Annotated in this window: 25 protein-coding genes; 4 read left to right on the forward strand and 21 right to left on the reverse strand. The window is 46.1% G+C overall.

Annotated features, from left to right (window positions below):
* Positions 1–86: 86 nt before the first annotated feature.
* Genes ACFGVS_RS10705 through ACFGVS_RS10715 form a run of 3 tightly spaced genes read right to left on the reverse strand, consistent with a single transcriptional unit; the run spans position 87 to position 2,072 of the window.
* Positions 87–812 carry a carboxymuconolactone decarboxylase family protein gene (locus ACFGVS_RS10705; RefSeq protein ID WP_439698603.1) on the reverse strand — a complete coding sequence of 242 codons (726 nt, stop codon included), beginning with the start codon at positions 810–812 and terminating at the stop codon, positions 87–89.
* A 10-nt stretch (positions 813–822) separates the two neighbouring features.
* Positions 823–1,299 carry a (R)-mandelonitrile lyase gene (locus ACFGVS_RS10710; RefSeq protein WP_439698604.1) on the reverse strand — a complete coding sequence of 159 codons (477 nt, stop codon included), beginning with the start codon at positions 1,297–1,299 and terminating at the stop codon, positions 823–825.
* 23 nt (positions 1,300–1,322) lie between these two features.
* Complete coding sequence (locus ACFGVS_RS10715; protein WP_439698605.1) at positions 1,323–2,072, reverse strand: glucose 1-dehydrogenase; 750 nt, start codon at positions 2,070–2,072, stop codon at positions 1,323–1,325.
* Between the two features lie 169 nt (positions 2,073–2,241).
* Here ACFGVS_RS10715 and ACFGVS_RS10720 point away from each other — a divergent pair, with 169 nt between their 5' ends.
* Complete coding sequence (locus tag ACFGVS_RS10720) at positions 2,242–3,138, forward strand: helix-turn-helix domain-containing protein (protein ID WP_090648651.1); 897 nt, start codon at positions 2,242–2,244, stop codon at positions 3,136–3,138.
* A gap of 589 nt (positions 3,139–3,727) precedes the next feature.
* Here ACFGVS_RS10720 and ACFGVS_RS10725 read toward each other — a convergent pair.
* A complete protein-coding gene (locus ACFGVS_RS10725) occupies positions 3,728–5,122 on the reverse strand; it encodes a sensor histidine kinase (RefSeq protein WP_439698606.1) in 1,395 nt (464 codons plus the stop codon).
* Between the two features lie 232 nt (positions 5,123–5,354).
* Between ACFGVS_RS10725 and ACFGVS_RS10730 the strand changes: the two genes are divergently transcribed.
* Both ACFGVS_RS10730 and ACFGVS_RS10735 read left to right on the forward strand, forming a co-directional pair.
* Positions 5,355–5,585: a hypothetical protein gene (locus ACFGVS_RS10730; protein WP_439698607.1), complete on the forward strand. Its 231-nt coding sequence runs from the start codon at positions 5,355–5,357 to the stop codon at positions 5,583–5,585.
* Between the two features lie 46 nt (positions 5,586–5,631).
* On the forward strand, positions 5,632–6,069 hold the full coding sequence (locus tag ACFGVS_RS10735) for a helix-turn-helix domain-containing protein (protein WP_439698608.1): 438 nt from the start codon (positions 5,632–5,634) through the stop codon (positions 6,067–6,069).
* Positions 6,070–6,299: 230 nt separating this feature from the next.
* Here the strand turns inward: ACFGVS_RS10735 and ACFGVS_RS10740 are convergent, their stop codons facing one another.
* From ACFGVS_RS10740 to ACFGVS_RS10820, 17 genes are all read right to left on the reverse strand, one after another.
* Positions 6,300–6,674, reverse strand: coding sequence for a response regulator transcription factor (locus ACFGVS_RS10740; RefSeq protein WP_274212444.1), 375 nt, complete (start codon positions 6,672–6,674; stop codon positions 6,300–6,302).
* Complete coding sequence (locus ACFGVS_RS10745) at positions 6,671–7,825, reverse strand: PAS domain-containing sensor histidine kinase (protein WP_439698609.1); 1,155 nt, start codon at positions 7,823–7,825, stop codon at positions 6,671–6,673. Before ACFGVS_RS10745 ends, ACFGVS_RS10740 begins: the two co-directional genes overlap by 4 nt.
* 665 nt (positions 7,826–8,490) lie before the next feature.
* Complete coding sequence (locus tag ACFGVS_RS10750) at positions 8,491–9,000, reverse strand: hypothetical protein (protein WP_439698610.1); 510 nt, start codon at positions 8,998–9,000, stop codon at positions 8,491–8,493.
* 18 nt (positions 9,001–9,018) lie between these two features.
* Positions 9,019–9,687: a BON domain-containing protein gene (locus tag ACFGVS_RS10755; protein ID WP_439698611.1), complete on the reverse strand. Its 669-nt coding sequence runs from the start codon at positions 9,685–9,687 to the stop codon at positions 9,019–9,021.
* 304 nt (positions 9,688–9,991) lie between these two features.
* Positions 9,992–10,624, reverse strand: a complete 633-nt coding sequence (locus ACFGVS_RS10760) for a phosphoribosyltransferase (RefSeq protein WP_439698612.1) — start codon at positions 10,622–10,624, stop codon at positions 9,992–9,994.
* 23 nt (positions 10,625–10,647) lie between these two features.
* Positions 10,648–11,361 (reverse strand): dienelactone hydrolase family protein, encoded by a 714-nt coding sequence (locus ACFGVS_RS10765; protein WP_439698613.1) that lies wholly within the window; start codon positions 11,359–11,361, stop codon positions 10,648–10,650.
* Between the two features lie 361 nt (positions 11,362–11,722).
* On the reverse strand, positions 11,723–12,406 hold the full coding sequence (locus tag ACFGVS_RS10770) for a DUF998 domain-containing protein (RefSeq protein WP_439698614.1): 684 nt from the start codon (positions 12,404–12,406) through the stop codon (positions 11,723–11,725).
* 78 nt (positions 12,407–12,484) lie between these two features.
* Complete coding sequence (locus tag ACFGVS_RS10775; protein WP_274212438.1) at positions 12,485–12,949, reverse strand: Hsp20/alpha crystallin family protein; 465 nt, start codon at positions 12,947–12,949, stop codon at positions 12,485–12,487.
* A 98-nt stretch (positions 12,950–13,047) separates the two neighbouring features.
* Positions 13,048–14,148, reverse strand: coding sequence for a baeRF3 domain-containing protein (locus ACFGVS_RS10780; protein ID WP_439698615.1), 1,101 nt, complete (start codon positions 14,146–14,148; stop codon positions 13,048–13,050).
* A 27-nt stretch (positions 14,149–14,175) separates the two neighbouring features.
* Positions 14,176–14,697, reverse strand: a complete 522-nt coding sequence (locus tag ACFGVS_RS10785; RefSeq protein ID WP_439698616.1) for a YciE/YciF ferroxidase family protein — start codon at positions 14,695–14,697, stop codon at positions 14,176–14,178.
* 446 nt (positions 14,698–15,143) lie between these two features.
* Positions 15,144–16,151, reverse strand: a complete 1,008-nt coding sequence (locus ACFGVS_RS10790; RefSeq protein ID WP_439698617.1) for a hypothetical protein — start codon at positions 16,149–16,151, stop codon at positions 15,144–15,146.
* Positions 16,138–16,641, reverse strand: coding sequence for an AAA family ATPase (locus tag ACFGVS_RS10795; RefSeq protein ID WP_274212434.1), 504 nt, complete (start codon positions 16,639–16,641; stop codon positions 16,138–16,140). Before ACFGVS_RS10795 ends, ACFGVS_RS10790 begins: the two co-directional genes overlap by 14 nt.
* On the reverse strand, positions 16,638–17,495 hold the full coding sequence (locus tag ACFGVS_RS10800) for a universal stress protein (RefSeq protein WP_439698618.1): 858 nt from the start codon (positions 17,493–17,495) through the stop codon (positions 16,638–16,640). The genes ACFGVS_RS10795 and ACFGVS_RS10800 overlap by 4 nt, the downstream gene beginning before the upstream one ends.
* Positions 17,496–17,583: 88 nt before the next feature.
* Positions 17,584–18,594, reverse strand: coding sequence for a lysylphosphatidylglycerol synthase transmembrane domain-containing protein (locus ACFGVS_RS10805; RefSeq protein WP_439698619.1), 1,011 nt, complete (start codon positions 18,592–18,594; stop codon positions 17,584–17,586).
* Between the two features lie 20 nt (positions 18,595–18,614).
* Entirely contained in the window at positions 18,615–19,367 is a 753-nt protein-coding gene (locus ACFGVS_RS10810; protein WP_439698620.1) for an SDR family NAD(P)-dependent oxidoreductase, read from the reverse strand.
* Between the two features lie 450 nt (positions 19,368–19,817).
* Complete coding sequence (locus ACFGVS_RS10815) at positions 19,818–20,057, reverse strand: hypothetical protein (protein WP_439698621.1); 240 nt, start codon at positions 20,055–20,057, stop codon at positions 19,818–19,820.
* Positions 19,964–20,401: a hypothetical protein gene (locus ACFGVS_RS10820; protein WP_439699243.1), complete on the reverse strand. Its 438-nt coding sequence runs from the start codon at positions 20,399–20,401 to the stop codon at positions 19,964–19,966. The genes ACFGVS_RS10815 and ACFGVS_RS10820 overlap by 94 nt, the downstream gene beginning before the upstream one ends.
* A 347-nt stretch (positions 20,402–20,748) precedes the next feature.
* Between ACFGVS_RS10820 and ACFGVS_RS10825 the strand changes: the two genes are divergently transcribed.
* Complete coding sequence (locus tag ACFGVS_RS10825; RefSeq protein ID WP_439698622.1) at positions 20,749–22,455, forward strand: HAD family hydrolase; 1,707 nt, start codon at positions 20,749–20,751, stop codon at positions 22,453–22,455.
* Positions 22,456–22,463 lie beyond the last annotated feature (8 nt).

A 22,463-nucleotide genomic window follows, 5' to 3' on the forward strand; every position in this document is an offset into this window, starting at 1 on the left:
GAAGACTTCGTTCGAGAATATTGTAACCATAATAATGGAGAAAAATAATGTTTGAAATAAATGCCTTGCTTTCATATCCGATAAGATTATTGTTTTTTTGCTGCTATTACTTTTTCCAGTGTTGACCTTGCATTATCACCCTGGCTTTTACCCACGATTTGATCGATGATCCGAAAAGCCTCTGACAACTGTGGTTCAGTGAGCCCTGTGTTCATACCGATAAAAATGTGCGCCTGTAATTGTGAGGCGACACCGTTCATAGCAGCCAAAGCCGATACAGTTATAAGTTCCCGCTCTTTGAAAGTCAGAACATCCCGGTTGAATATATCCGCGAATAAATGTTCTTTTAGGAAAGTATCGATCGCCGGGGCGAATGCATTGGCACCTGTGAGATTTTTTTCTTCACGTCCAGTCAGTGTTTGCAGGGTCTTTTTCCCGGTTTGATATTTATCGGGATCGTTGGCCGGCGATGCGGCCTTACCTTCCGCATCGGTTATGCTTTTAGCTTTACGCTCTTCCATAACGGCCATAAACGTGGTAATGCCATTCAAACTTCGCGGGAAGCCGCAATAAGCGTAAAGTTGTACCAGTATTTCTTTGATCTCATTGATAGTTAGGCCATTATCCAGTCCCTTACTAAGCCGAGTTTTCAGTTGTTCGATATCGCCGGTAGCGGTCAATGCCGATATGTAGACTATGCTTTGCTGTTTAATATCTAATTTTTGATTGCGTTGCATTTTGTTTTGTGCTTTTACGCCTGTGTGAAAACAGGTAAAAATAAATATCAGTGTGATTAACAATAAGCGTTTCATCGGTTTAGTTTTAATTATTAACTTTTTGGCCATTGTATTCCTGATCGGTCACCGGCCTTAACCAGTTAACTACGCCTTTATCCGCGTTCGGAATGATTGAAATATGCGTCATTGAACTGCCTGGCGCAGCACCATGCCAGTGCTCCACGTTTGGCGGGCAAATGATAGTATCGCCTTTATGAACGACTCTTATCGGCTTACCCTTTTGCTGTGTATATCCTGTACCATCAGTCACCAGCAATATCTGCCCGGCATTATGCGTATGCCAATAGCTGCGGGCACCCGGCTCAAATGTTACTGTACCTACAACGCAATGAAAGGTACTATCAAGGGATACCAGCGTTTTTACCCATACTGTGCCCGTGAAGTTGGCGGTTGCCTTAGTGGATTTTGAGAAAATAATAGGCCCTGAAGGAGTATTTTGTGCCCGGCTGTCCAGATGAAACAGAAAAATAGAAACAATAGCTATGATGACTATTCTTTTCATAAGAATGTGATTAATCGTATTTATTATAGAGTAATACCGCCATCTACAACCAGGTTGTGACCGACCACCATACTCGCGGCATCACTGCATAGGAACAGCACAGCACTGGCAATTTCTTCAGGGCGACCTAAACGCCCGGCTGGTACCATTGCCAGCATGCCATCCAATGCGTCTTTCTGGCCATTGGCAATCATCTGATCCGACATTGCAGTTTGAAAAAGCCCTGGACTAACGCTGTTGATTCGGATACCGCGTCCGGCATATTCAACAGCAGCGCTTACAGTTAATCCGATCACGCCATGCTTAGCGCCATGATAAACACCGCGCTGCGCACCCGCCCGGATGCCACCAATTGAAGAGCAGTTTACTATCGCACCGCTGCCTTGCCTGCGCATTTGCTGCAATTCATATTTCATACAGATCCAAACACCCCGATAATTAATACTGGTAACTTTGTCAAAGTCTTCCCTGGTTTGATCTGCTGCTTCTGCAAGTTCGTTTTGTACGCCAGCATTGTTATACGCGTAATCCAATCGTCCAAATTCGGCAACCGTCTTATTCACCATTTCTTCTACCTGTTTGTCATCAGATACATCACATTTTATAGTCAGGGTTTTGTGTCCATCTGCTGCCAGCTTTTCCGACGCTGCCTTAACTGCTTCTTCATTCCAATCAGCCATTGCTACAGCTGCCCCGGCTTCTGCAAATGCCTTTGCGGTTGCCAATCCTAAACCTGATGCTGCACCCGTAACCAATGCTACTCTACCTTCCATTATTTTCATGATCGTTGTTTTATTTTTGTAATACAAAGGTCAGGTGCTTGGAAGAAATAATGCTAACATACAATACAGGTTTACCTACCATTTTTACAGGTTCGGCCATAAGAATAGAATCCGGCGGGAAATACTTTTAAATTTGAGTCAGTTCAAAAATTAAGAAGTGATGGAAAATATACTAAGGATAGATACTGTAAGTGAACATGATAAATTTTACCACCAGGAAAGCCTACACCCATTGGTGAGCATAATCGATTTTACGGGTACGGCTCCCGAGATTTATGCCTCAAAAATGAACTTTGGGTTTTATGCTGTATACCTGAAAGATGTGCAATGTGGGGATATTAAATATGGACGGGGTACCTATGATTACCAGGACAGAACTTTAGTATTTGTCGCACCCGGTCAGATCATTAATGTCAACATCAACAAAGACTACCAACCGCAGGGTTATGCCTTGCTTTTTCACCCTGACCTGATACATGGTACGCATTTGGGTAAACATATTGACGACTATACTTTCTTTTCCTATCAATCGCGCGAGGCGTTGCACCTGTCAGAGAAGGAAAGAAAGATCGTGCTGGATTGCTTTGAGAAGATCAAATATGAGCTTGAACAAAGAATGGACAATCATAGTAAAACCATTATTGCCGCTAATATTGAATTGTTTCTCAATTACTGTGTGCGTTTCTACGAGCGGCAATTCATTACCCGTGGTGATATCAATCGCAGTAATATTGAAAAATTTGAGAGCCTGTTAAAAAACTATTTCCATTCGGATAAACCACAAACCATAGGTTTACCTGCAGTTAGTTATTGTGCCGACCAATTGCATTTATCGCCTAATTATTTCGGCGATATGGTTAAGAAGGAAACTGGTAAAACGGCAATGGAATATATACATCTGAAGGTAATGGATATGGCTAAAGATCGCATTTTAGACACCAGCAGGTCAATAAGTGAAATAGCTTATGATTTGGGTTTTAAGTATCCGCATCATTTCACAAGGGCATTCAAAAAGAGTACTGGTTTTACTCCGAATGAGTACAGGTCACTTAACTGATACACGATCTTCAAAGACATTGACCCTAAATGTGTCTCATTTGGTTGTTGCTATTTTAATTTCACTAAAAAGCACATTAATATTGCGTACTACTGTGCTTTGCGCGGAGAGGGAGGGAACAACCACCGGTTGCTTTCCATCTATAAATCAGTAAGTTATAATTTTAAAAGTCCTCAAAGGTCACCTAATAGATCACCTCCAAATTCAACTAAATAACGCGAATGGCTCATAATGTAAAATTATAAAATTTGGAAGTATATCGCAATAGGAAATAAGATAAGGTGCCAATTAATTAAATGGCCGGCATTCTGATGTTTTCACAAACGTCCATAATATACACCTCTTAGTGGTTTTGAATTGAAGAAGCTAGTTTTCTGTTAGTCGAATTATATCTGCTTTATAGTGTATTCCATGGTCACCTTCCATACTTAAAATTAGTTGTGAATTTTTGGGCTGCCGATTAATGATAAAATTTAACAAAGTAGCAAGATTGTCTTTGTCCTGGGCTTGTTGATTTGGTGAGTCTACAACAATCACTTCTGGATGCTTGTTAGTAAATAAACTGATGGCATTCGCTGTGCTACGAATGTTACTGTTCATTAACAGGGAACGACATTTCAAAACAAGTTTCATGATAAGGTTCGCTGGTAAAACTGATGGCCCCCTTCATCAGCTGTACATAGCGCATAACGATGTTTAAACCCAGCCCCGTTCCGGGTATACACCCCGACTCATCTACCCGGAAAAAAAGAGTGAACAGTTTATCCTGATATTTTTGCGGCACACCTACCCCATTGTCCTTTATACTTATTCTGATTCTTTCGTTAGTCACTTCTGAGATCAGACTGATCCTGGCGTCGTGCCCGGCATACTTTAAAGCATTGGTCAATAAGTTTATGATTGCGTTCCGTATCAGGTTCTCGTCGAGCAGGGCTTCGTGGCCTTCACCCATATGCTCATAGTTCAGTTCGCGTTCGGGATTACCTTCTTTCAACTGATCTATGATTTCCTGGCATAGATCAGGCAGATCAAAAGCTTTAAAATGCGGAATAACCTTACCGTTGTCTAATTTTTCAAGCGATAAAAAGTCTTCCAGGATGGTCTTTAGATTGTTAACTATTCCTTTTATTTTCAGGGCATGCTTGATAATGCCGGGATTGCTTTCTTTTTCCGCGTACTTCTCGATCAACGAGGATGAAAGCAATATGGCACTTAAAGGCGTGCGGAATTCGTGGGATGCCAGGGTAACAAAACTGCTCTTTAGCATACTGAGCTCATGTTCCCGCTGATAAGCATCGTAGCGGTTACGCAATTCCTTTACAATCATGTAAATGAGAAAAGCGACGATAGTAAGTACCAGCGTAGTACCAACTACGCCGATTATTTTTTGCAGTGTCAGTGAGGCGGCGTAACCTTGCTCCCGCTTTCGCAGCAAAGCATTTTCCGTTTCTCTGATGCCATCAATACTTTGCTTAACCTTAGGATTTATCGCGTCCAGCGGGCTGCCGGACATCATATTCGCCTTTATGAGCGGCGCTATTGCCTGAAGTTTTAAGCCGGCCTTGAGCTGGCTTGTGAGTTTGCCAGTTTGCTGCTTTACCTGGTTGTTTTTCGCGAGCTGTGTCAGTGTTATTAACTGCCTGAATAATTGACTGGTATCCCGGTTATATTGTTGACTTAACGCTCCACCGACATCAGGTATTGTACCCTTCCGAAGGAAAGCAATTATATTGATCAATAGCTCGATAGAGTCGACCTTTCTGATTACCGTATATGAATGTCCAACCAATTTTTGTGTGCGCTGTTCGTTATTTAAGGTGATATAGGAGGCAATACCCAGAGAAAGGACGAGCATGACCGACGTTGCACAGCCGGCGTAAAACAGCCAATTGAATTTGCCCGGTAAAATCCTGAACCCATTTTTTAGGAGTTTCGGAACCGCTTTATTCATTGCCGTTTTAGCGTTTTGTACTCGTGTTCTCATTTTCGTAATTAAACATCAAGGGTAAGCTTCTTTGACGGTAAAAAAAATGACCATGCACATCCTTCGCCGCGATCCTTATCATCGGTCGGCGCTCACCGATCTGTCAACCTGTTTGTTCTGCTGGTGATGGCGTGACGCATGGGACGGTAAGGATATAGCAAAAAAATTTGATTTTGAGTGTTTCCGATCATCAGGGCACATCCGTTACGGTTTTTCAGATCTTTATTACATTTTGAAGTGGATCTTCACCAGTGCAGGCCAGCATAAAGACTTTTTCATTTCTGTCGGGGGTGGTGTTTATCAACGACATGGTGTAGCTGGTAAAATTTTGCCGAAAAATGAACTCACCCAAAGGAGCATTACATCCAGACATCCAAATCCTGCCCCGGCGTTTGGCGAACCTATCTTTTCAGCGATGGCAATGACACATCCACCGGATTTTAGTGATCATAAACATTTTTAGGAATTATTTGTTAGTTAGTTTTAGTCTACTGTTAATTGTTAGCGCAATGAAGGATTTTTCCGAACAAAGACTTGATCAATCCCGTCTAATTAAGGATAGCCCATCCATAGACGGGACGTTAAACCGACATCGTGGCAAGGTTGTCGAATGTGTCGTTCGTCGTCACCCGATGGGACTGAGTGAGATCGCACGCAGAGTGGGCATCAGCAGGCGGACGCTATATAACTGGTTTGAAAATGAGATGCTGGCCTGCGACCTGATCGGGCAGCTTGGAAATGTTATTGAACATGATTTTACGGCAGAATTTCCCGGGGAAGGTGACAAAATAAAAATGGCCCGGAATGAACAGCTAACCGGAGCCACCCGCAATGGTTCGGTAGAGAGTCCGGTTCATTACTGGATGAATAAATATATCGAGCTGCTGGAGAGATATAACCAAATCTTGCAGGCCAAAAAAGGAAATGGCGCTCAAAATCCAGCTTAAGTTACTGATAAACAGGCCAAATTTCTGCTGCGACCGTTAAATTTATACCATAGAGATAGCCGCAAAATTAGTTTAAAGCATTTTCATGCTTGACAAATTAGCTGACAAGTTCTTGCTGGCCATCAACTTTAGCAGCGGCAACAGGCAGTCGATAGCCGGCAATTATAACAACAACCTATTTGCGATTATTTTTTATTGACTAACGTTTTGATACCGGTATTTCAGGTTTGTTAAACGGTAGGCTTATCAAAACACAGTTTAATCGCTTCGAAAAGTTCTTCGGGCTCAAAAGGCTTGCGGATGTACCCGCTGGCACCCATTTGCAGCCCTGCCGCCACGTCTTTTTTTTCAGCACTGGCTGTTAAAAAAATGAAGGGGATATGCCCGGTAGAAGGATTGGACTGCAGTTCGCCAAAGACCTCATAGCCATCTGCGCCGGGCATCATGATATCGCAAAGTATCAGGTCAGGCAGGTGCTCAGCCGCCAGTAACAGACCGGTTTTGCCATTTAACGCCAGGATGACCTTATAGCCTTCCAGTTCGAGCAGTTCACAGGTATTTTCGCGGATATCATCGTTATCCTCGATCAACAGAATCGTTTTCATAACCCTTGATTTAATGGAAATTCAATAATAAAAGTGGTTCCCTGGCCCGCTAAACTTACAAAATTGATACTGCCGTCTAATAATTCGACGTAGCGTTTAACAATATTTAAGCCGAGCCCGGTACCCTGAATATTAGTTGCATTTTTTGCCCTGTAAAATTTTGTGAATAAATTCTTTTGTTCGTCTGCTGGAATACCGATACCTTCATCGCGTACTTTGATGATTGCCAGCTGCGTCTCAGCATCGATATCCAGGTGCACGACCTGCTGTTGACCGGAATATTTGATGGCATTGGTTAATAAATTAAGAAAGATATTTCTCAAAATCTTTTTATCCTGAAAAATACCGCGCCGACCTTTATAGCCAAAATCAATATACTGCCCTGGTTTCAGCATACCGTTAACCTCTTCGATCATGTCTTCGGCAAATGCATATAGATCGAAATCTTCCTTCAGCAATTCTACTTTGCCCTGCTCCACCTTGTCCAGCGAGAGGAAATCATCGAGGATGATGGTCAGGTTTTTCACGGATGCCCTGATCCGCTGAATATGCCTGTGTCTTTTATCTTCCTGATCAGCCTTGCCATAGGATTCGGCCAGCGATAAGCTGGACAGTATCGCGCTCAGCGGGGTCCGGAATTCATGAGAAGCCATGGCCACAAATCGGGATTTCATTTCGTTCAATTCTTTTTCCCTGACCAGCGATTGCGTAAGTTCCAGGGTTCGTTCACGGACTTTCGCCTCCAGTTCTTCACTTGATCGTTTCCGCTCCGTAATATCGGTAATAAAGGCCACCGCCAGTTGCTCATCTCCTAACTGGTAATGCCCAAGACTGATCTCAACCGGGAATTCTTCCCCGTCTTTTCTTCGGGCCGACAGGCTGAGCCCGTACCCCATCGGCCGGGCTTTTGGGCGGATAAAATAGCCTTCCCGGTGCTGAATATGGTTTTTGCGGAAGCCGGCCGGCATCAACATTTCGACAAACTGCCCGTTTAGCTCCTCCTTTTCGTAACCAAATAGCTTTTCTGCACAGGGGTTACACAAAGCTATTCTTCCATCCCCGCTGATGACCAGGATACCAATAGTAGCATATTGAAATAAAGCCTTGAATCCGGCTTCACTTTCAAGCGACAGCGTTTCTTGCCCATTCATTATGCTGGGGTTTATATAAGTTATTGATTTTCAATTGGCGCTTCGTAAAGTTAAGTATTATATTCCTATTAAGAGTAATTATAAAAGAAAGGGGCGGGATAGAAAATTAGCTCAGTAAAGCAGCTGTCATTTATACCGGAATTGCCTCTAAAGGTTGACCATTTAAGATGTGCCTGCGGTGTCCTGCTCGTATATCAATTGTCGCAGGGCTGTAGACGCCGCAACTTTGGATGCTTACTTCAGGCGTAAAGTATCCCGGCCGACTTGCTGGCTGGAAGGGCTATTTGAAAGTTCGAATGGGGGATGCTTTCGGAAGTTCTTGTGAGAACTCCAATAATAAAATACCCGGATTGCTATTCCAGAGCTATAAAAATATCGTCATAACCTGATGCCGTTTAAGGCTGATGTAGCGGTGCTATTGGAGCGATCAGCAGTTGAGCCGTACTGATTTTTAACAGAAGTTGTGGCCCACCCCTCCAAAAAAGCGGGGCGATCAGCCGGAACCGGGTCAACCGGGCAAGGTAACAGCCGAACACCAAACTTTGCTGGCCGGTTTTTTCGGGGGCCGGGCGCGACCATAAGCTTATTCATAACTATAAAAGAAAGCCTCCGCAAATGGTGTTCACGAAAGCTTCCCTGTTGTTGTGAATTGATTTAGTGGAATATTAAATAAACTTTCCTTCTTCATTTAGTTTTACCTTCATCCGCTTATCGCCGTTCTGCAGCAGCAGCTTAAAGGTCTTATCCGCTTTTTCTTTATGATCATAATAATGTACCTGGTAAATGTCCTGCGCAATCGTCCAATTCGGAAAGCGCTGCATGACTGCATCTCTGATAACCGCCGGCAGTTTGGTATTCTTGAATTTCTCAGCCGTGCGCAGCAGTTTGCCATCTTTATCATAGGCGGCCAGTATCTCGCCGTCGGGAATGTAGAAAGATATGTAATACCCGTCATAGTCGTCATCGTAATATTCAGACTTTTTCACATCGTAAACCGCTGCTTTGCGTTCCAGCATCCTCACAGGCTGGGCCATCTCGCGGTTATCCGCTGCATTAAGATATTTATAAGTCGAGACAATGATCCGCACCTCTGGTAAATTGATCTGTGCGGCTGACCTTGTTGCCAAGCCGGCGATAAGCATCGCCGGCATGAGTACAAATTTTAACTTTTTCATGGTTCTGTTTCAAAGAAATTAATACACCAGTTCCGGTTCTTCGATGGTCAGCTTGTTCTCCACATGATAAACACCCGGCGCCGCCCAGGCTACATCTTCGGCATCTTCGCTTTCGGCGAACGAGCGTACTTTGCCGGTCAGGATCACCTTGTTGCCGCTCGTGCTGACATTTACCTTCAGGGCATCAACCGTTGCATTTCTTTTAAATGCTGCCATGATCTTTTGTTCGAGTTCGAAGGGGTTCAGCCTGGGTTTGATCGTGATCAGGTTGATTACCGAACGAACACCCGAAAGATTTTGAATAGCCGTCCTGGCATTCACCCGCTGGTACTCCCATTCCAGTTCACCTTCCAGGGTAACCACACCGTCCTCCACTTTTATCTTGATCTTTTCTTCCGGAACGGCAGAGTGCCATTTCAGGGCATTAAAAACCGCATCGGCAACTTCCGCGTCGGTTTTCCGGTAGCTGGGAGATACGCCGATCTGAATGTCTTCCGCAATGGCTCTCACGCCTGCCACTTTTTTGGCCGCTTTCTCGGCACTTAATTTCTTGGAATAGGAATCTACTATTCCTGATAGCGTAACGATGCCGTTTTTAACGGCAACACCAATTTCAGATGAATTCAGAAATGGCTCCCATTTCAATTCATCCATTACATCTTTTTGGATTTGAATGTCTGTTTTCATAATAGTAATTTTTAATGGTTAATAATTGTTTATGAACACAAAGGACCGGAAACCGGGGAAGAAACCAAATGACACTCATCATCTATTAGTCTGATATGCATTACATTACGAAGAAAAGATATGAGTACGACTATTAAATTACGTTTGCAGAAGCGGTAAAATTACAGAGGTTGGCATAACACTGATAACGCAGCGCGGCAGCCATAAGGACAGCAATTTGAACCAAGGGTCCCCAGCGTATGCGGTAAATTGAGGCTTATTGGCAGTACGGACAATTATTCACGTTTATCACCATACACATAAGTCATCCCGCTTTACGTAACCGGCTAAACTTATCCAGGTAAAACGTTACCTCTTCGTCGCTCACCTCGCTGAAATTTTCATAAAAAGCACCCACGCCATAAAACACTTCGGGGATCTGCAAAGCAACGATCTCATCTGCCTCATTAGCCAATTTTTGAATGGACTCTTTGGATGCTACGGGAACGCCGACCACGATTTTACCCGGCTGGCCCTTTCGGAGCAGTTTGACTGTGGCTTTGATGGTATTGCCGGTAGCCATGCCGTCGTCGATGACGAACACGGTTTTGCCTGAGATATCTTCCGGTGTCTTGCCATCCATAAATTTTTGATACATCTCCTGTAGCCGGGCACGGATGGCCACCAACTCGCGCTGAATATATACGTCCGGGACATCGCGATGCGGTACCACAAAATGATCTGAAAGACTGGCAGCGCCGATGGCGTACTCTTTATTGCCGGGGTGTCCGATCTTTTTGGTCAGGACGATATCCAGTGGAAAGCCTAACTGCCGGGCAACCGTATAAGCAATGGGAACGCCCCCCCGGGGTACCGCTAAAACGATCCCGCTGTCGTTTTGATATTTTTTTAATTGAGCGGCCAACAGGCGGCCGACTTCGATTCTGTCGTGAAACATATTTTTGTGATTTAATGTAAAGTTTAAACCATAATGGCCGGCACATGGTACTTAAACCAGGCCGCGGCCAGTTCCCCAACCTTTTCCAGTTTGCCGGGTTCTTCAAATAAATGGGTCGCATCTTCCACAATCTCCAAATGTTTTTCAAACTGCAATTCCCGGTAAGCTTCCCGATTAAATTCAAGCACCTGCGGATCTAAACTACCTACGATCAAAAGCGTGGGCGCTTCCACCACAGGCAGGTCTTCCATTGCCAGGTCGGGCCGGCCACCGCGGCATACAACGGCAAATATCCTGTCATGTAATTGGCTGGCAGCCCTGAGCGCGCAGGCTGCGCCTGTACTTGCACCAAAATAACCGATACTGGCATCTTTTGTCGCAGGCAGCTTTGCGAGCCAAATAGTTGCCGACACCAGCCGCTCTTTAAGCAAATCAATGGCAAAACGGTTATAATAGTTTTGATCTTCCTCTGGGGTCAATAGGTCAAATAAAAGCGTACCAAAGCTATGTCCCCGCAGATAGGTAGCCACGTACTGGTTGCGTTTGCTAAACCGGCTCCTGCCGCTGCCATGCGAAAAAACAATGATGGCTTTTGCAGCTTTCATTATAAATAATTCGCCTTTTAGCCTTACGTTACCCGCGGGTATACTGACTTCGCCCTGATATTTTATTTCCATCACCTTAACAGTAAGATCAACAAAAGCTTCGCCGTCAATATTTGACGGTAGTTGTAACAAACTTAATCGTATTTACTTTCAGCAGACATGATTTCGATCATCTAAATAACTGATTGTCATCAGGTAACACCAAATGGAAATATCTTTACTTTATCAGGTGAATACAAAAAGGAAACGTTAACCTGCTTATTAAATTTAAAGATGGCATACCTGAAAGAACGACATAAGCTGCCCGATTGGATCGGAAGAGAGTGCAGCGTTACGCTGATATTCTGGCTGGTTGTATTTCCGGCGGCGGCCATTATGGAAATCATAGGCTGACGGGCTCCCGGACAAAAAAAGCATAGCAGATGAAACATTAAAAAGGGCTCAATTTAATTGCCGTGGAAGGCAACTGGACTTCCAGCTATGATAAGTGAAATTAAATAGTGTAATTATTAGGCCCGATGCTTCTGCCATTATAGGTGTAAATGGCAGTTATGTTATTTGGCTTACGCAAGAGTACGACGGCGAGCACCACTACCCAAATCAGGAAAACGCCGATATTTATCCGCTCCCATATTCCGATGAACGGCGTAGGCTGGTTCCTGCCGACAAGCGGGGCCTCCAGGAACGTCAATATCCCGAAAACGAGCAGCACCACAAAAGTGATGATGGAATAGATCCGGAATGCCCGGCCAAAAGCCGCCGCCGCAAAACCCAGCGCCAGCAGAAACAGGACTTCGGTTACAACGCCCAGGGCAATATGTAGCGTGTCAGAATAGGTGGCACCGCCGGCGGCCAGTGTTTCCCTAAGGTGCATTGGTGCAAAAGGCCAGAGCAGGCCGAGCCCGCCATAGACAATCAGCAGTCCGCCGGCTGTACGCAACGGACGGTTATCTTCTGCAGTTCTCCAAACCCCATAAGCAAATGCCATAACGAGGATAGTATAAGGCGCGCAAAGCCATTCCCACAACGTCCTGGTCGGTGCGCCGATGGCGGAGAGTTCACTCACCGTCTGCGAAGCTGAATGGTAGGCCGACCATTGCAACGGCACAATAACATTCAGCGCTGCATACAACAGCGAAGAAAGGATGCCGCATATCAGTAAAACTTTTCGGGACATATCAGGGCGGATTTACCTGGATAAATAATAGACCCCGCCGCCTTTTGGGGCGGGGCATAGGCCATTGGTTAAAGCGGCTTAATTTACAGCAATATGCTTCGCTGAAGGGCTTTTGACGGCGTGGTTATGCGGCACCGTAATTTTCAATATTCCGTTCTCGTATTTGGCCGCAACCTTTTCCTTATCAGTTCCTTCTGGAAGCGTAAAGCTGCGGCTGAAAGACGAATAGTTATACTCCTTACGGGTATACTTTTCGTCTTTTTCTTCCTTGCTTTCTTCCTTTTCGCTGCTGATGGTCAACACGTCGCCGTCCACATCGATCTTAAAGTCATCTTTTTTTAATCCGGGGGCCGACATCGATAAAATGTATTGGTTCTTGTGGTCAGTAATATTTACCGCCGGGACATTCAGCTCCCTTCTCAAAAAGTGGCCGTCGAATAATTCATTCCAGGGCCTGAAAAAATCTTCAAATAATGCAGGCATCCTGTCGGTAAACAGTGAAGGAGCTTTTTCTGCTAATTTTGTTACTGCGTGTGTTTTCATAATGGTGAATATTTAATGGTTAATATTTGTTCAAATGTAAACCCTGGTAATGGGCCGATAAAAGGATGGCGGTCACCTTCATACATGACCTACATCAGCTATTCGTAATATTTGATCAGGGCAACCTGACCAAACCGCCCGAGAGCACCATCTTCGGTAAATACCACATCCCCGCCGCTTCCCAATACCTTTTCCAGTACATCATCCACAGCATCGCGGATATACGAAAAATGATTATAGGGTTCGGTAAGCGCTTCGATAGTGCCGGGCTCCACACCATGCTGGGCGGGGAACCCGTAGCTCTTTTCCACGATCAGCAGCTTGCCTTTGCCTTCACTGGCCGCCTGCCATACCTCCCGGATACCAACCGCAAGCCGAAACTGGTCAGCGGCTTCCCCAACTTGCTCGATCCATTGCTGCTGACGGGTGATTTTCCAGGCGTCCAAATGAGGTTCGATCAGCTCAGTCAACGCTGCCAGGGAAGTACTATCGTAATTACCACTTAAATAGCCAATTACCGAAGCAGTATACTTACTCTGCTTTCTAAACTCGCCAATTATTCCCTCGGTACCCAGTACAAGCACCGGCAGCTGATGTTCGCCAACCAGATCTCCCAGTTCATGGTCGATATGCGCCAGGAATTTCCTGGCCGTAACCTGTTTATGCTCGGTCATATCGGAGAAATTACTTATCCTTTCCGGCATGTCCCGCTCCTCCGTTTCAATTGATCCGGCCATGCGTGCTGGTAACGGGGTTAACCCGACAGCGTCTCCCAGGAAAAACCTGCTTTCCTGTGCGGTTAACAGCAACAGCAGAAATTTAATGTCCTGTTTTGCATTGTAAAGCAGGTCCCTGATCTCAAAAGATTCATCTACGATGATCTGCTGGGTAACCGGGCAATCCAGGTAAAGTACTTTCTCAAATACCGGCGATATGTAAATGGCCATGCCTTTCTTTTTGGCCGGAATGTCCAGGTCAGCGGTTAGCGATTGAAGTTTTCGCATAATCAGCTGGCATTGCTCTTCGGGATAATACCGGCGCATCTCGCGTTCTGCATTATCCGCGGCAATTTTGACTATGTGGGCAGTTTCCGTTTTCAAACTGATATGAGGTTCAAGCGGCAGTATCAGCGATAAAGCCGGGCGGTAGTGTACCGCATCAATGACCTCATGTATTTCTGGGCTAAGGGTCGTATCCATAGTATTAATATTTGATCGTTGCTTTATTTATGAAGCCAGCGCAAACGGCGCTATAGCCTTTTTGTTCAATTCATGTTCGGCCAGGTACGAAAGCCGCTCATCCATGTCCTTTTCATCCAGCTCGGCCTGGTGAAACAGCAGTCCCGCCTTCTGAAGCCTGAGCGCGCCGGCAAAGGCGGCAGCTGTGCCATAAACGCTGATTTTATAATGGTTGATCTGTTGAACAGCTGCCAGCAAACAAGCATCTTTAATCTCGGGGCATGAACAACAGGCCAGCTTTTCGGCCGCCTCGGCGATATAAGTTTTCATAACGCCGTTGGAAAGGTCATAGGCACTAATCTTCTCTTCTTTACAAAAGATCTCCAGCAGGCGGATATGTTTCTCGACAACATCCAGGTAGTCATTCATCAACAACCTGAGCGGCATAGAATTTTCGTTACTGACCCAGCTGATGATAGTGTTTTTTAGCTGAAGTTCAGCACTTTTCATCCGGCTGATATCCACGTCCAAAAGCTGGCGGAGGCAAGAAATAGAGGGGATCGTTTCCATGGTTATAAGTTTAAAGGCAAAACTAACCGGCTGCTCACGGCCTCGCAATGATTTGCATCATGACCGCTCCTGATCGTTGTCACAATAAACTGACGATGAACCTGTCTATGATCAGTTATTACGGTGCCGGCAATCATTCTTCACCATTTGTATACCCGGTAACTTTGGGTCTGTCAAATTCATTGTGATGTCAAAAAAGAGCAATATGCATAAGGGCCTCAGTGCCCGGTTTCTGATAAAAACAGATCTCCCGCTCTGCGAAAAAGATGAGCAGGCAAAGTGCATGGAACAGGCGCGGAAACTGCAAAAGGAAGCACTTAAGTTATGGCGCGCATTAAAAAAGAAATATAAATGAAAAAGGTGCCGGTTCTCACAGGCTTTTCAGCCAATTGAGCCCCATACAGAGACGGCTGCGCTGGACATTTATAACATATGATACGGGGAAACTAAGCTTCCATGTAATTGGCTAACAGTTGGAGATAACCCCTGGCCGAATGGATGCTTGCAGCAAAAACTTGCCGGTCTTTGGTTTCAGTTGCGCGCAAAAGCAGCACCTTTGCCCGGACATTGGCCCGGTAACATTTATAATAGACGTAAAGTGCAATTGTCCCCTGGTTTTGATCTATACCCAACATCCTGTGGTATTCGTTATAAAGCAGGTCGCTCAGGTCTTTTCTCCCGTAAGCTTCGATATCCATCCCCAGGAAGGCCAATTCATCCAAAATATCCAGTTCCCGCATCGCGTCATTAAATTCAATGCAGTCGAAGATCACCGGGTCATCATATAAGAAAATATTCGCGGTATGCAGGTCGCCATGCAGATCGCGGACAAATCCCTTAACAGACCGTTCCATAATAGCGGAACGGTATTTATCCAGGAAACGGTTCGAGTATTGAACGGCACCGGTGATGAGCGTAGAAAAAGATGAGCCTAAATGCCGCCCTGCAAAAGCCCGCGCCGACAACAGATCATTAAAACGCTCCCCGAGGGCAGAGATATCCAGCGGTTGTGAAATAACTGTCGCTGCGCGGTGAAATGCGGCAAGTTTGGCTGCTAAAGAGAAAATCGTCTCCTCGCGTACCTGACCCGCCAGTAGCATTTTGTTCATTTCTTTTGCAGAATCCATACGTACCATCTGCAGGGCATAATCCACTATCTGCCCGTTTTTCTGGTTTACAGAAAAGTCCACCCCGTTTTGACAAACCGGAATGACCCGTAAATACATTTGCGCTGCCAGTCGCCGGTTTAAAACGAGTTCCCGTTCGCAGTAGTATTTCCTTTTTTCTGATGTTGTAAAATCCAGGAAGGAGAAGAGTACCGGCTTTTTGATTTTATAAGCGAAGCCGCCCGCCAGGATGATCCAGGAGATATGCGTCTCGATCAAAACTGGTTCTTCCGACTGAGCCGGCTCATCCAGCGCATCAGCCAGTCGCTTAATTTCACTTGTCTTCATGGTCATACAGGTAGGCTGTCGCGGTCTCCAGCATCTGATGCAATGAGCGCCGATCGGAAAACAACACCAGGTGAGGGCCCGTTAATGCCTCAAACTCCTGTTTTACATTTTGGTAAGCGGCAAAACCCGCTTCGCTATCCGGCCGCCGTTGTGCCACCCTTTTTTTGATCGTTGCTTCAGCAGCGCGCACCTCAATAAAGTATATCGGCAAGCTCAGTTCTTCTGCTTTTTCCATGAATAAAATTCGCAGGTTTGCTTTGTAAAAGGTAGCGTCCAGCACTACGCTTTGCTCATCGGCGATACCGGACTCCATTAGCGAAATCATCTCGAGGTAAACCGCTTTCTTAGCCAGGTCATCGTACCTCCCGTTTTGATTCATTTGCCGGCGAACCGTATCGCTGCTAATCAGCCGGGCGTTCAACCGGGCTGCCAATGCCGCTGCAAAGTAAGTTTTGCCGCTGCCGGGAAGTCCCAAAACCGCAACAATCATGACCTGTAATTTATTGGAAAGATCAGTAAGGGTATGCGCTGATGCGCAAGTTCTTGTTTGGCGATGCTATCACTAAAGAGCTTTTTAAAAAAGGAATATTGGTGATGGGTCATGGCCAACATATCGGCACCTGTTTGTTTACTGATCCGGTTAAGGCGACTAACCACTTCTTTTCCCCGAATCTCCTTATAGGTAACGGGGCGTTTCAGATCAGCGAGCTTTTCATTAAACGCCGCTGCTTTTTCCATCATCGCCTTGTCCATATCACCATTGACCGTAACATGGACAATCTCGGTCCGGAAATCCAGTGTGTTGCTTAATGCCTCCAGGTACAATATTGCTTCCAGATCGCCAGTTTCAAAATCTGTAGCGAAAACTACCTTGTTCAATTGGTCCAGGCCCGCTTTTGGCGGCACGATGAGTATCGGGCAATTAGCAGTTTCGATGATCTTCCAGGTATCGCTGCCAAAAAAAACATGATCGGCTACGCAATCGGTGGAGGCACCAATTACAATCAACTCGAATGCATTTTTCGCAATTTCCGAGCGAAGTTCATCCTTAAGGCTTCCTTCGCAATAATGTGCGCGGAGCGTTGGTTTATATTTGCCGTCTGTACCTGTTATATAATCTTCGAGTTCCACCAACGCATGGTGAAGGGCTTCTTCGCCCTCAACAGGCCCTACCATTGCCCGGGCAATCATCGCTCCGCCGGCATAGCCGGGCATCACTGGTATTTTTGGGTAACAATGCCACAATACCAACCCGGCATGCAGTTGTTCGGCGAGCCAGGCAGCAGATTCGGCAGCGTGGCCGGCATTTTTGGAAAGATCCGTTAATACAAGGATAGTTTTCATAGCTATACATTAACTAATTACACCTGCAAATTATCAATTGTTAAGGGGCTGATAAATGACGGCGGGCATTTTGGAATATGACCCTGAGCTATGTTTGCCGCCGCCGGAGGTCCCGGTAAAGAAACAGACCCGCCGGCATTGGTAGCCAAAAGGTAAAAAAACGAAAAAGCAGGGTCACGATCAGTGCCGCGTGTACCGGCACACCAAGCAGCGTAAAAAAAAAGGTCATCGCACTTTCGTAAGCGATCAGCGCACCGGGCGAAACAGGTAATGAACCAATTGCCAGGGTTAACAGTAATCCAAACATAACCTTGCAGGGATTAAGCATAACATGGAAACCCTGCAGGATCGCAAAGACCGTTATGGCATCCAATGTGATGATACCCATCTGTAAGAGTACCGCCATGGCGACCGGCTTTTTAGGTTCATGAAGCGCGCGCCAGTTTTTCTGTTTACTTTTGGTTAAATACAAGGGGCTGGCTTTCGCAATAAACCGCCTGAGCCATTTAAACTGATTGAGTTTACGAAGGATAAATGCAAGTGCCCGCCTGTCGGAGATGATCAGCATCAATATGCCCAATGCCGTAAAAAATACAAACCCGGTGATGACGGTATAATTTATAACGGAGCTTACGTGTACTGTATGATCGGCATACCATGCGTAAAAAGAGCCTGACAGCACCAAAAAAGCGATATAATAGCAAATAGATTCCAGTACCAGAGCCTTAAATGCCGCCAGTGCCGGTACTTTCCTTTTTACCAGCTGCCCGAAAATATAGCCATTGCCGCTGATGCCGCCTGTCGGCAGCGCCTGGTTAACAAACATAATCACTACTGACAGTTTAAACAGGGTTAGGAAGCTGGCGCTCCCGGTTTGGCCGTTCAGGAGAGTGCGCAGTATCAGCACGTTGAACATGTAAGTCGCAAGTTGAGCCGTAAGGGCAAGCAAAAGCCAAACCGTGCTCATCTGCTGCAGCAGTTCGCGGATGTTCTTCAGCTTGCCGACATAGTGAACGGCAAGATAAAATATTACTATCGACGGCGTGTAAAACAAAATACGCGCAGGGCTGAATAGCTGTTGTTTTTTGGGGTCAACCATGATCATGGTGTTTTATCAGGTCATTGTGCTAAATAACCCCCATCAACGTTATAGTATGAACCCGTAACGAAGGATGCTTTGTCAGAATTAAGCCAAAGTGCCAGCTCGGCTACTTCTTCCGGCTTGCCCAGCCGGCCCATCGGGTGCAATCCCTTGAGCAGATTGATGGTTGTATCGTCCAGGATGTCAAGCAACGGGGTTTGAATATAGCCCGGTCCTATGGCGTTAATGCGTATCCCCTGATCAGCGTATTCCAATGCCGCAGCTTCGGTTAAGCCGATTACGCCATGTTTAGCCGCTACATAAGCCGGTGAGCCCTTGGTGCCTACCTTACCCAAAATAGAGGCCATATTCACTATACTGCCCCCACCAGAATGGATCATGACCGGAATCTGGTAGTGCATCCCATAAAATACGCCGGATAAATTGATTGAAATGACTTTGTTCCAGCCTTCGATGGGATACTCACTGACGGTATTTAATGGACCACCGATACCGGCGTTGTTCACTGCTATATGCAGGCCACCGAATTGCTGAACGGTTTGATCAACGAGTTTTTTGTGTTCATCCGGGATAGCGGTATCAGCTTTAATGAAAATAGCCTGGCCTCCGTTAGCTTTGATAGTTGACAGGGTTTCGTTGCCGCCTTTTTCATCGATATCGGATACCACTACTTTTGCGCCGGCAAACGCATATAAAATGGCAATGGCTTTACCAATACCTGAACCTGCACCGGTAATCAGGGCCACCTTATGCTCTAAATTGCTCATCATTTTTTCAATTAAGTGCCGTAAAGGTACCTCGCCTGGTCCAACCGGGGGATGTCACCGGTCACGTTCTGTCATGATCTGGCTCACCTTCTGATCAAAGATCAAAGCTGTATCGGGCCGATAGCCGGAGATACGGACAGGTTTTGTCGATGTCCGCCTCCTTTTTGTAATCCACCCGTTTAAAGTGAAATAACCAGGCTCCGCGCATACCGAAAAGTCTTGCACAAATCTGTACCTGAACTCTCTGGCAACGGCATGCAAAAAACATTCGGAACAATTACCGTTGCTGCCGCAACTAATATTATTTTAATATTTTTAACGTGATATGTGCCCAGACCGCTTTTACCACATATTGTTGGAAAGAGCTGCTCCAATGACCATAACAGCACGGCGTATCCAAAACGATTGTCAGGCAAACTGCCTGTACCAGTCTCAGCCCGGCTATCATTTAAATTACCTTCCAAAGCGATAACTGTAACCGATGGTAACCGCTGCAGCCCCGGTTTCATTTTTACCATTTACCGCATTTTTCTGGATATTTAGCAAACCATAGTTGCCGCAGCCTTCAATAAACAGCCGGCTTAGACCCAATCGATAGCTCAGGCCGATATTTCCCTCGATGCCGGCATTAAATTTATGCAGGCTATCTTTGACGTTCTCGGTGTTGTCAAATGATTGTGATCCGCCGGGCACAGGCTGTTGACCGCGGCATCCACATAGAAAGGGCTTTGTCCGCTGGTTACCTGATGGGCCGAAACCAGAAGGCCCAAGAATGGGCCTGCATCCACATAAAACTTAAGAGGCGACCTTTTCAGATCCCAGCCCAATTTAGCCAGGATGGGCAGCAGCAGGTAATTCAACTTAGCTTCACTGTTATAATTGGCATGTAAGTACAGCGGCGCCTGGCCTGCCGGGTACATCGCCGCCAGTTCATCTGGCGTCGTAAATGCCTGGAGGCCGCTCTTTTTGCCGCCCTGGGAAGAGTATTCAGCATGGGTTGTAAGGAAAAACGTTTGGACAAGCTGAACTCGGCAAATAAACCGAAGTCAGGGCCCAACCTGGAACTATAACCCGTGTTCAGTGGGTCTTGGTTACCGCTTCCTGCGGTGAGGTTGGGTATACTGAAGCCGCCGCGAACGCCCAAAACAAACTGTTGCCCCCAGGCGCTGCAACCAAACAGCAGCGTGGCCGAAAAGAACATGACTAATAGTTTCTTCATGGCTGGTTTAATGAGTGCCCTCAAAGGACATTTAAGGTTCCCGTTTAAAGATTGACACCCATTAGATATTTAAGTAACTGAAATACATTGACTTATATTATAACTTTTAGTGATCGGCATCATTATTTGTAACTCTGAAAAAAAGAACTTAGTTGGTAAATTCAAATGGATATGCGCTATCATGGCTTCATTACGGATTATGATGGTACCCTGGCCAATAATGACCGGGTCATACCGGAAGCGGTTCAGGCTCTTGTGCAATTAAAAGCAACCGGCCGGAAAATGATATTGGTAACCGGTCGGCAGCTGGAGGAACTCAAAGCGGTATTCCCCGAATACGCGCTGTTCGACCGCATTGTCGCAGAGAATGGCGCAGTGCTATACCGTCCTTCGATGCTCGAAATACAACTTTTAGGTGTTCCCCTACCCGAATCATTTAAACAGCTTTTAAAAAAACAGGATGTCCCCTTCGTGGCCGGGCACGTCATTGTTGCCAGCTGGGAACCCTACCAGGATGCCGTACTCGATGCGATCAGGTCGACAGGTTTAGAATACCAACTGATCTTCAATAAAGGTGCCGTTATGGTTTTGCCACCGGGAGTCAATAAAGCTACCGGCCTTCACCAGGCGCTCCGGGAATTGCAGCTTTCCGAACATAATGTCGTGGCTATCGGGGATGCTGAAAATGATCATGCCATGCTATTGGCAGTAGAATGCGCGGTGGCAGTGCAAAATGCACTACCTCAGGTGAGCGGTATAGCGGACTGGACGACCGGCAAATCTTTCGGGGAGGGCGTGGTCCAGCTGATTGGCCGCCTGATCGACGACGACCTGCAGAGTCTCGATCAGTGCCTGAAGCGGCATTACCTGACATTGGGCCAGGAAATGGATGGCACCCCATTTCAGATCTGCCCCTATGATGAGCACATTCTGCTGGCAGGAACCTCGGGGTTTGGAAAAACCACGCTGGCAGCCGCATTTATTGAGAAACTGGTTGCTAAGGGTTACCAATTTTGCCTGGTTGATCCCGAGGGTGATTACCAGGAACTTCCCGGTGTACTGACGATAGGCGACGGGATCCAGCCACCGTTGATTGGCGAAGTGACCAATCTGCTGAACAAAGCAGAGGAAAATGTGGTTGTTTGTATCCTGGCGATACCATTAAGTGACCGACCCCTATATTTTAAAAAGCTATGGCATGCGCTAGCAGAACTGCGCCGCACAATAGGCCACCCGCATTTTTTGATCATGGATGAGGCGCATCATTTAATGCCCCGGGCAAACAGAACGGGACCGGTGGAATTCCTGGAAAACCTTAATAGTTTTATAGCTATCACTACGCGCCCGGAACTCCTGGATCACCAATTGGTTAAAATGGTCAATACGGCACTGGTCATGGGTGAGATGCCTGCCGAGACTATGCGCTCGTTCGCCAGCATGCTTCCGGAAGAAATGGTATTACCTGCTCACCTTATGTTTCAAAAAGGTGATGTCCTGGTCTGGCAAAAAAGCCAGCCTCAACCCCGGCTGATCCGAAGTGATATGCCGGTTCCATTGTTACTGCGGCATAAACGCAAATACGCTACCGGCGATATGGGTTACAATAGTTTTTATTTTAACGGCCCTGCTCACCGTATGAACCTGAAAGCCAGCAACCTGATAATGTTCATCCAAATGGGCAGCGGTGTCGACGACGAAACATGGTCGTATCACCTCGGCAGGCACGATTATTCCAACTGGTTCCGAAATTCGGTCAAAGACGAAAAACTGGCGCTATGCGCTGAAAAAATAGAGGGTGAAGCGCTCAATGCCGGTGCTTCGCGCAAGGCCATATTTAAGGCAATAGAGGAAAGATACACTTTACCCGCCTGATCAAACAA

It is taken from the genome of Mucilaginibacter sediminis (assembly GCF_051903035.1).
Classification (GTDB): domain Bacteria; phylum Bacteroidota; class Bacteroidia; order Sphingobacteriales; family Sphingobacteriaceae; genus Mucilaginibacter.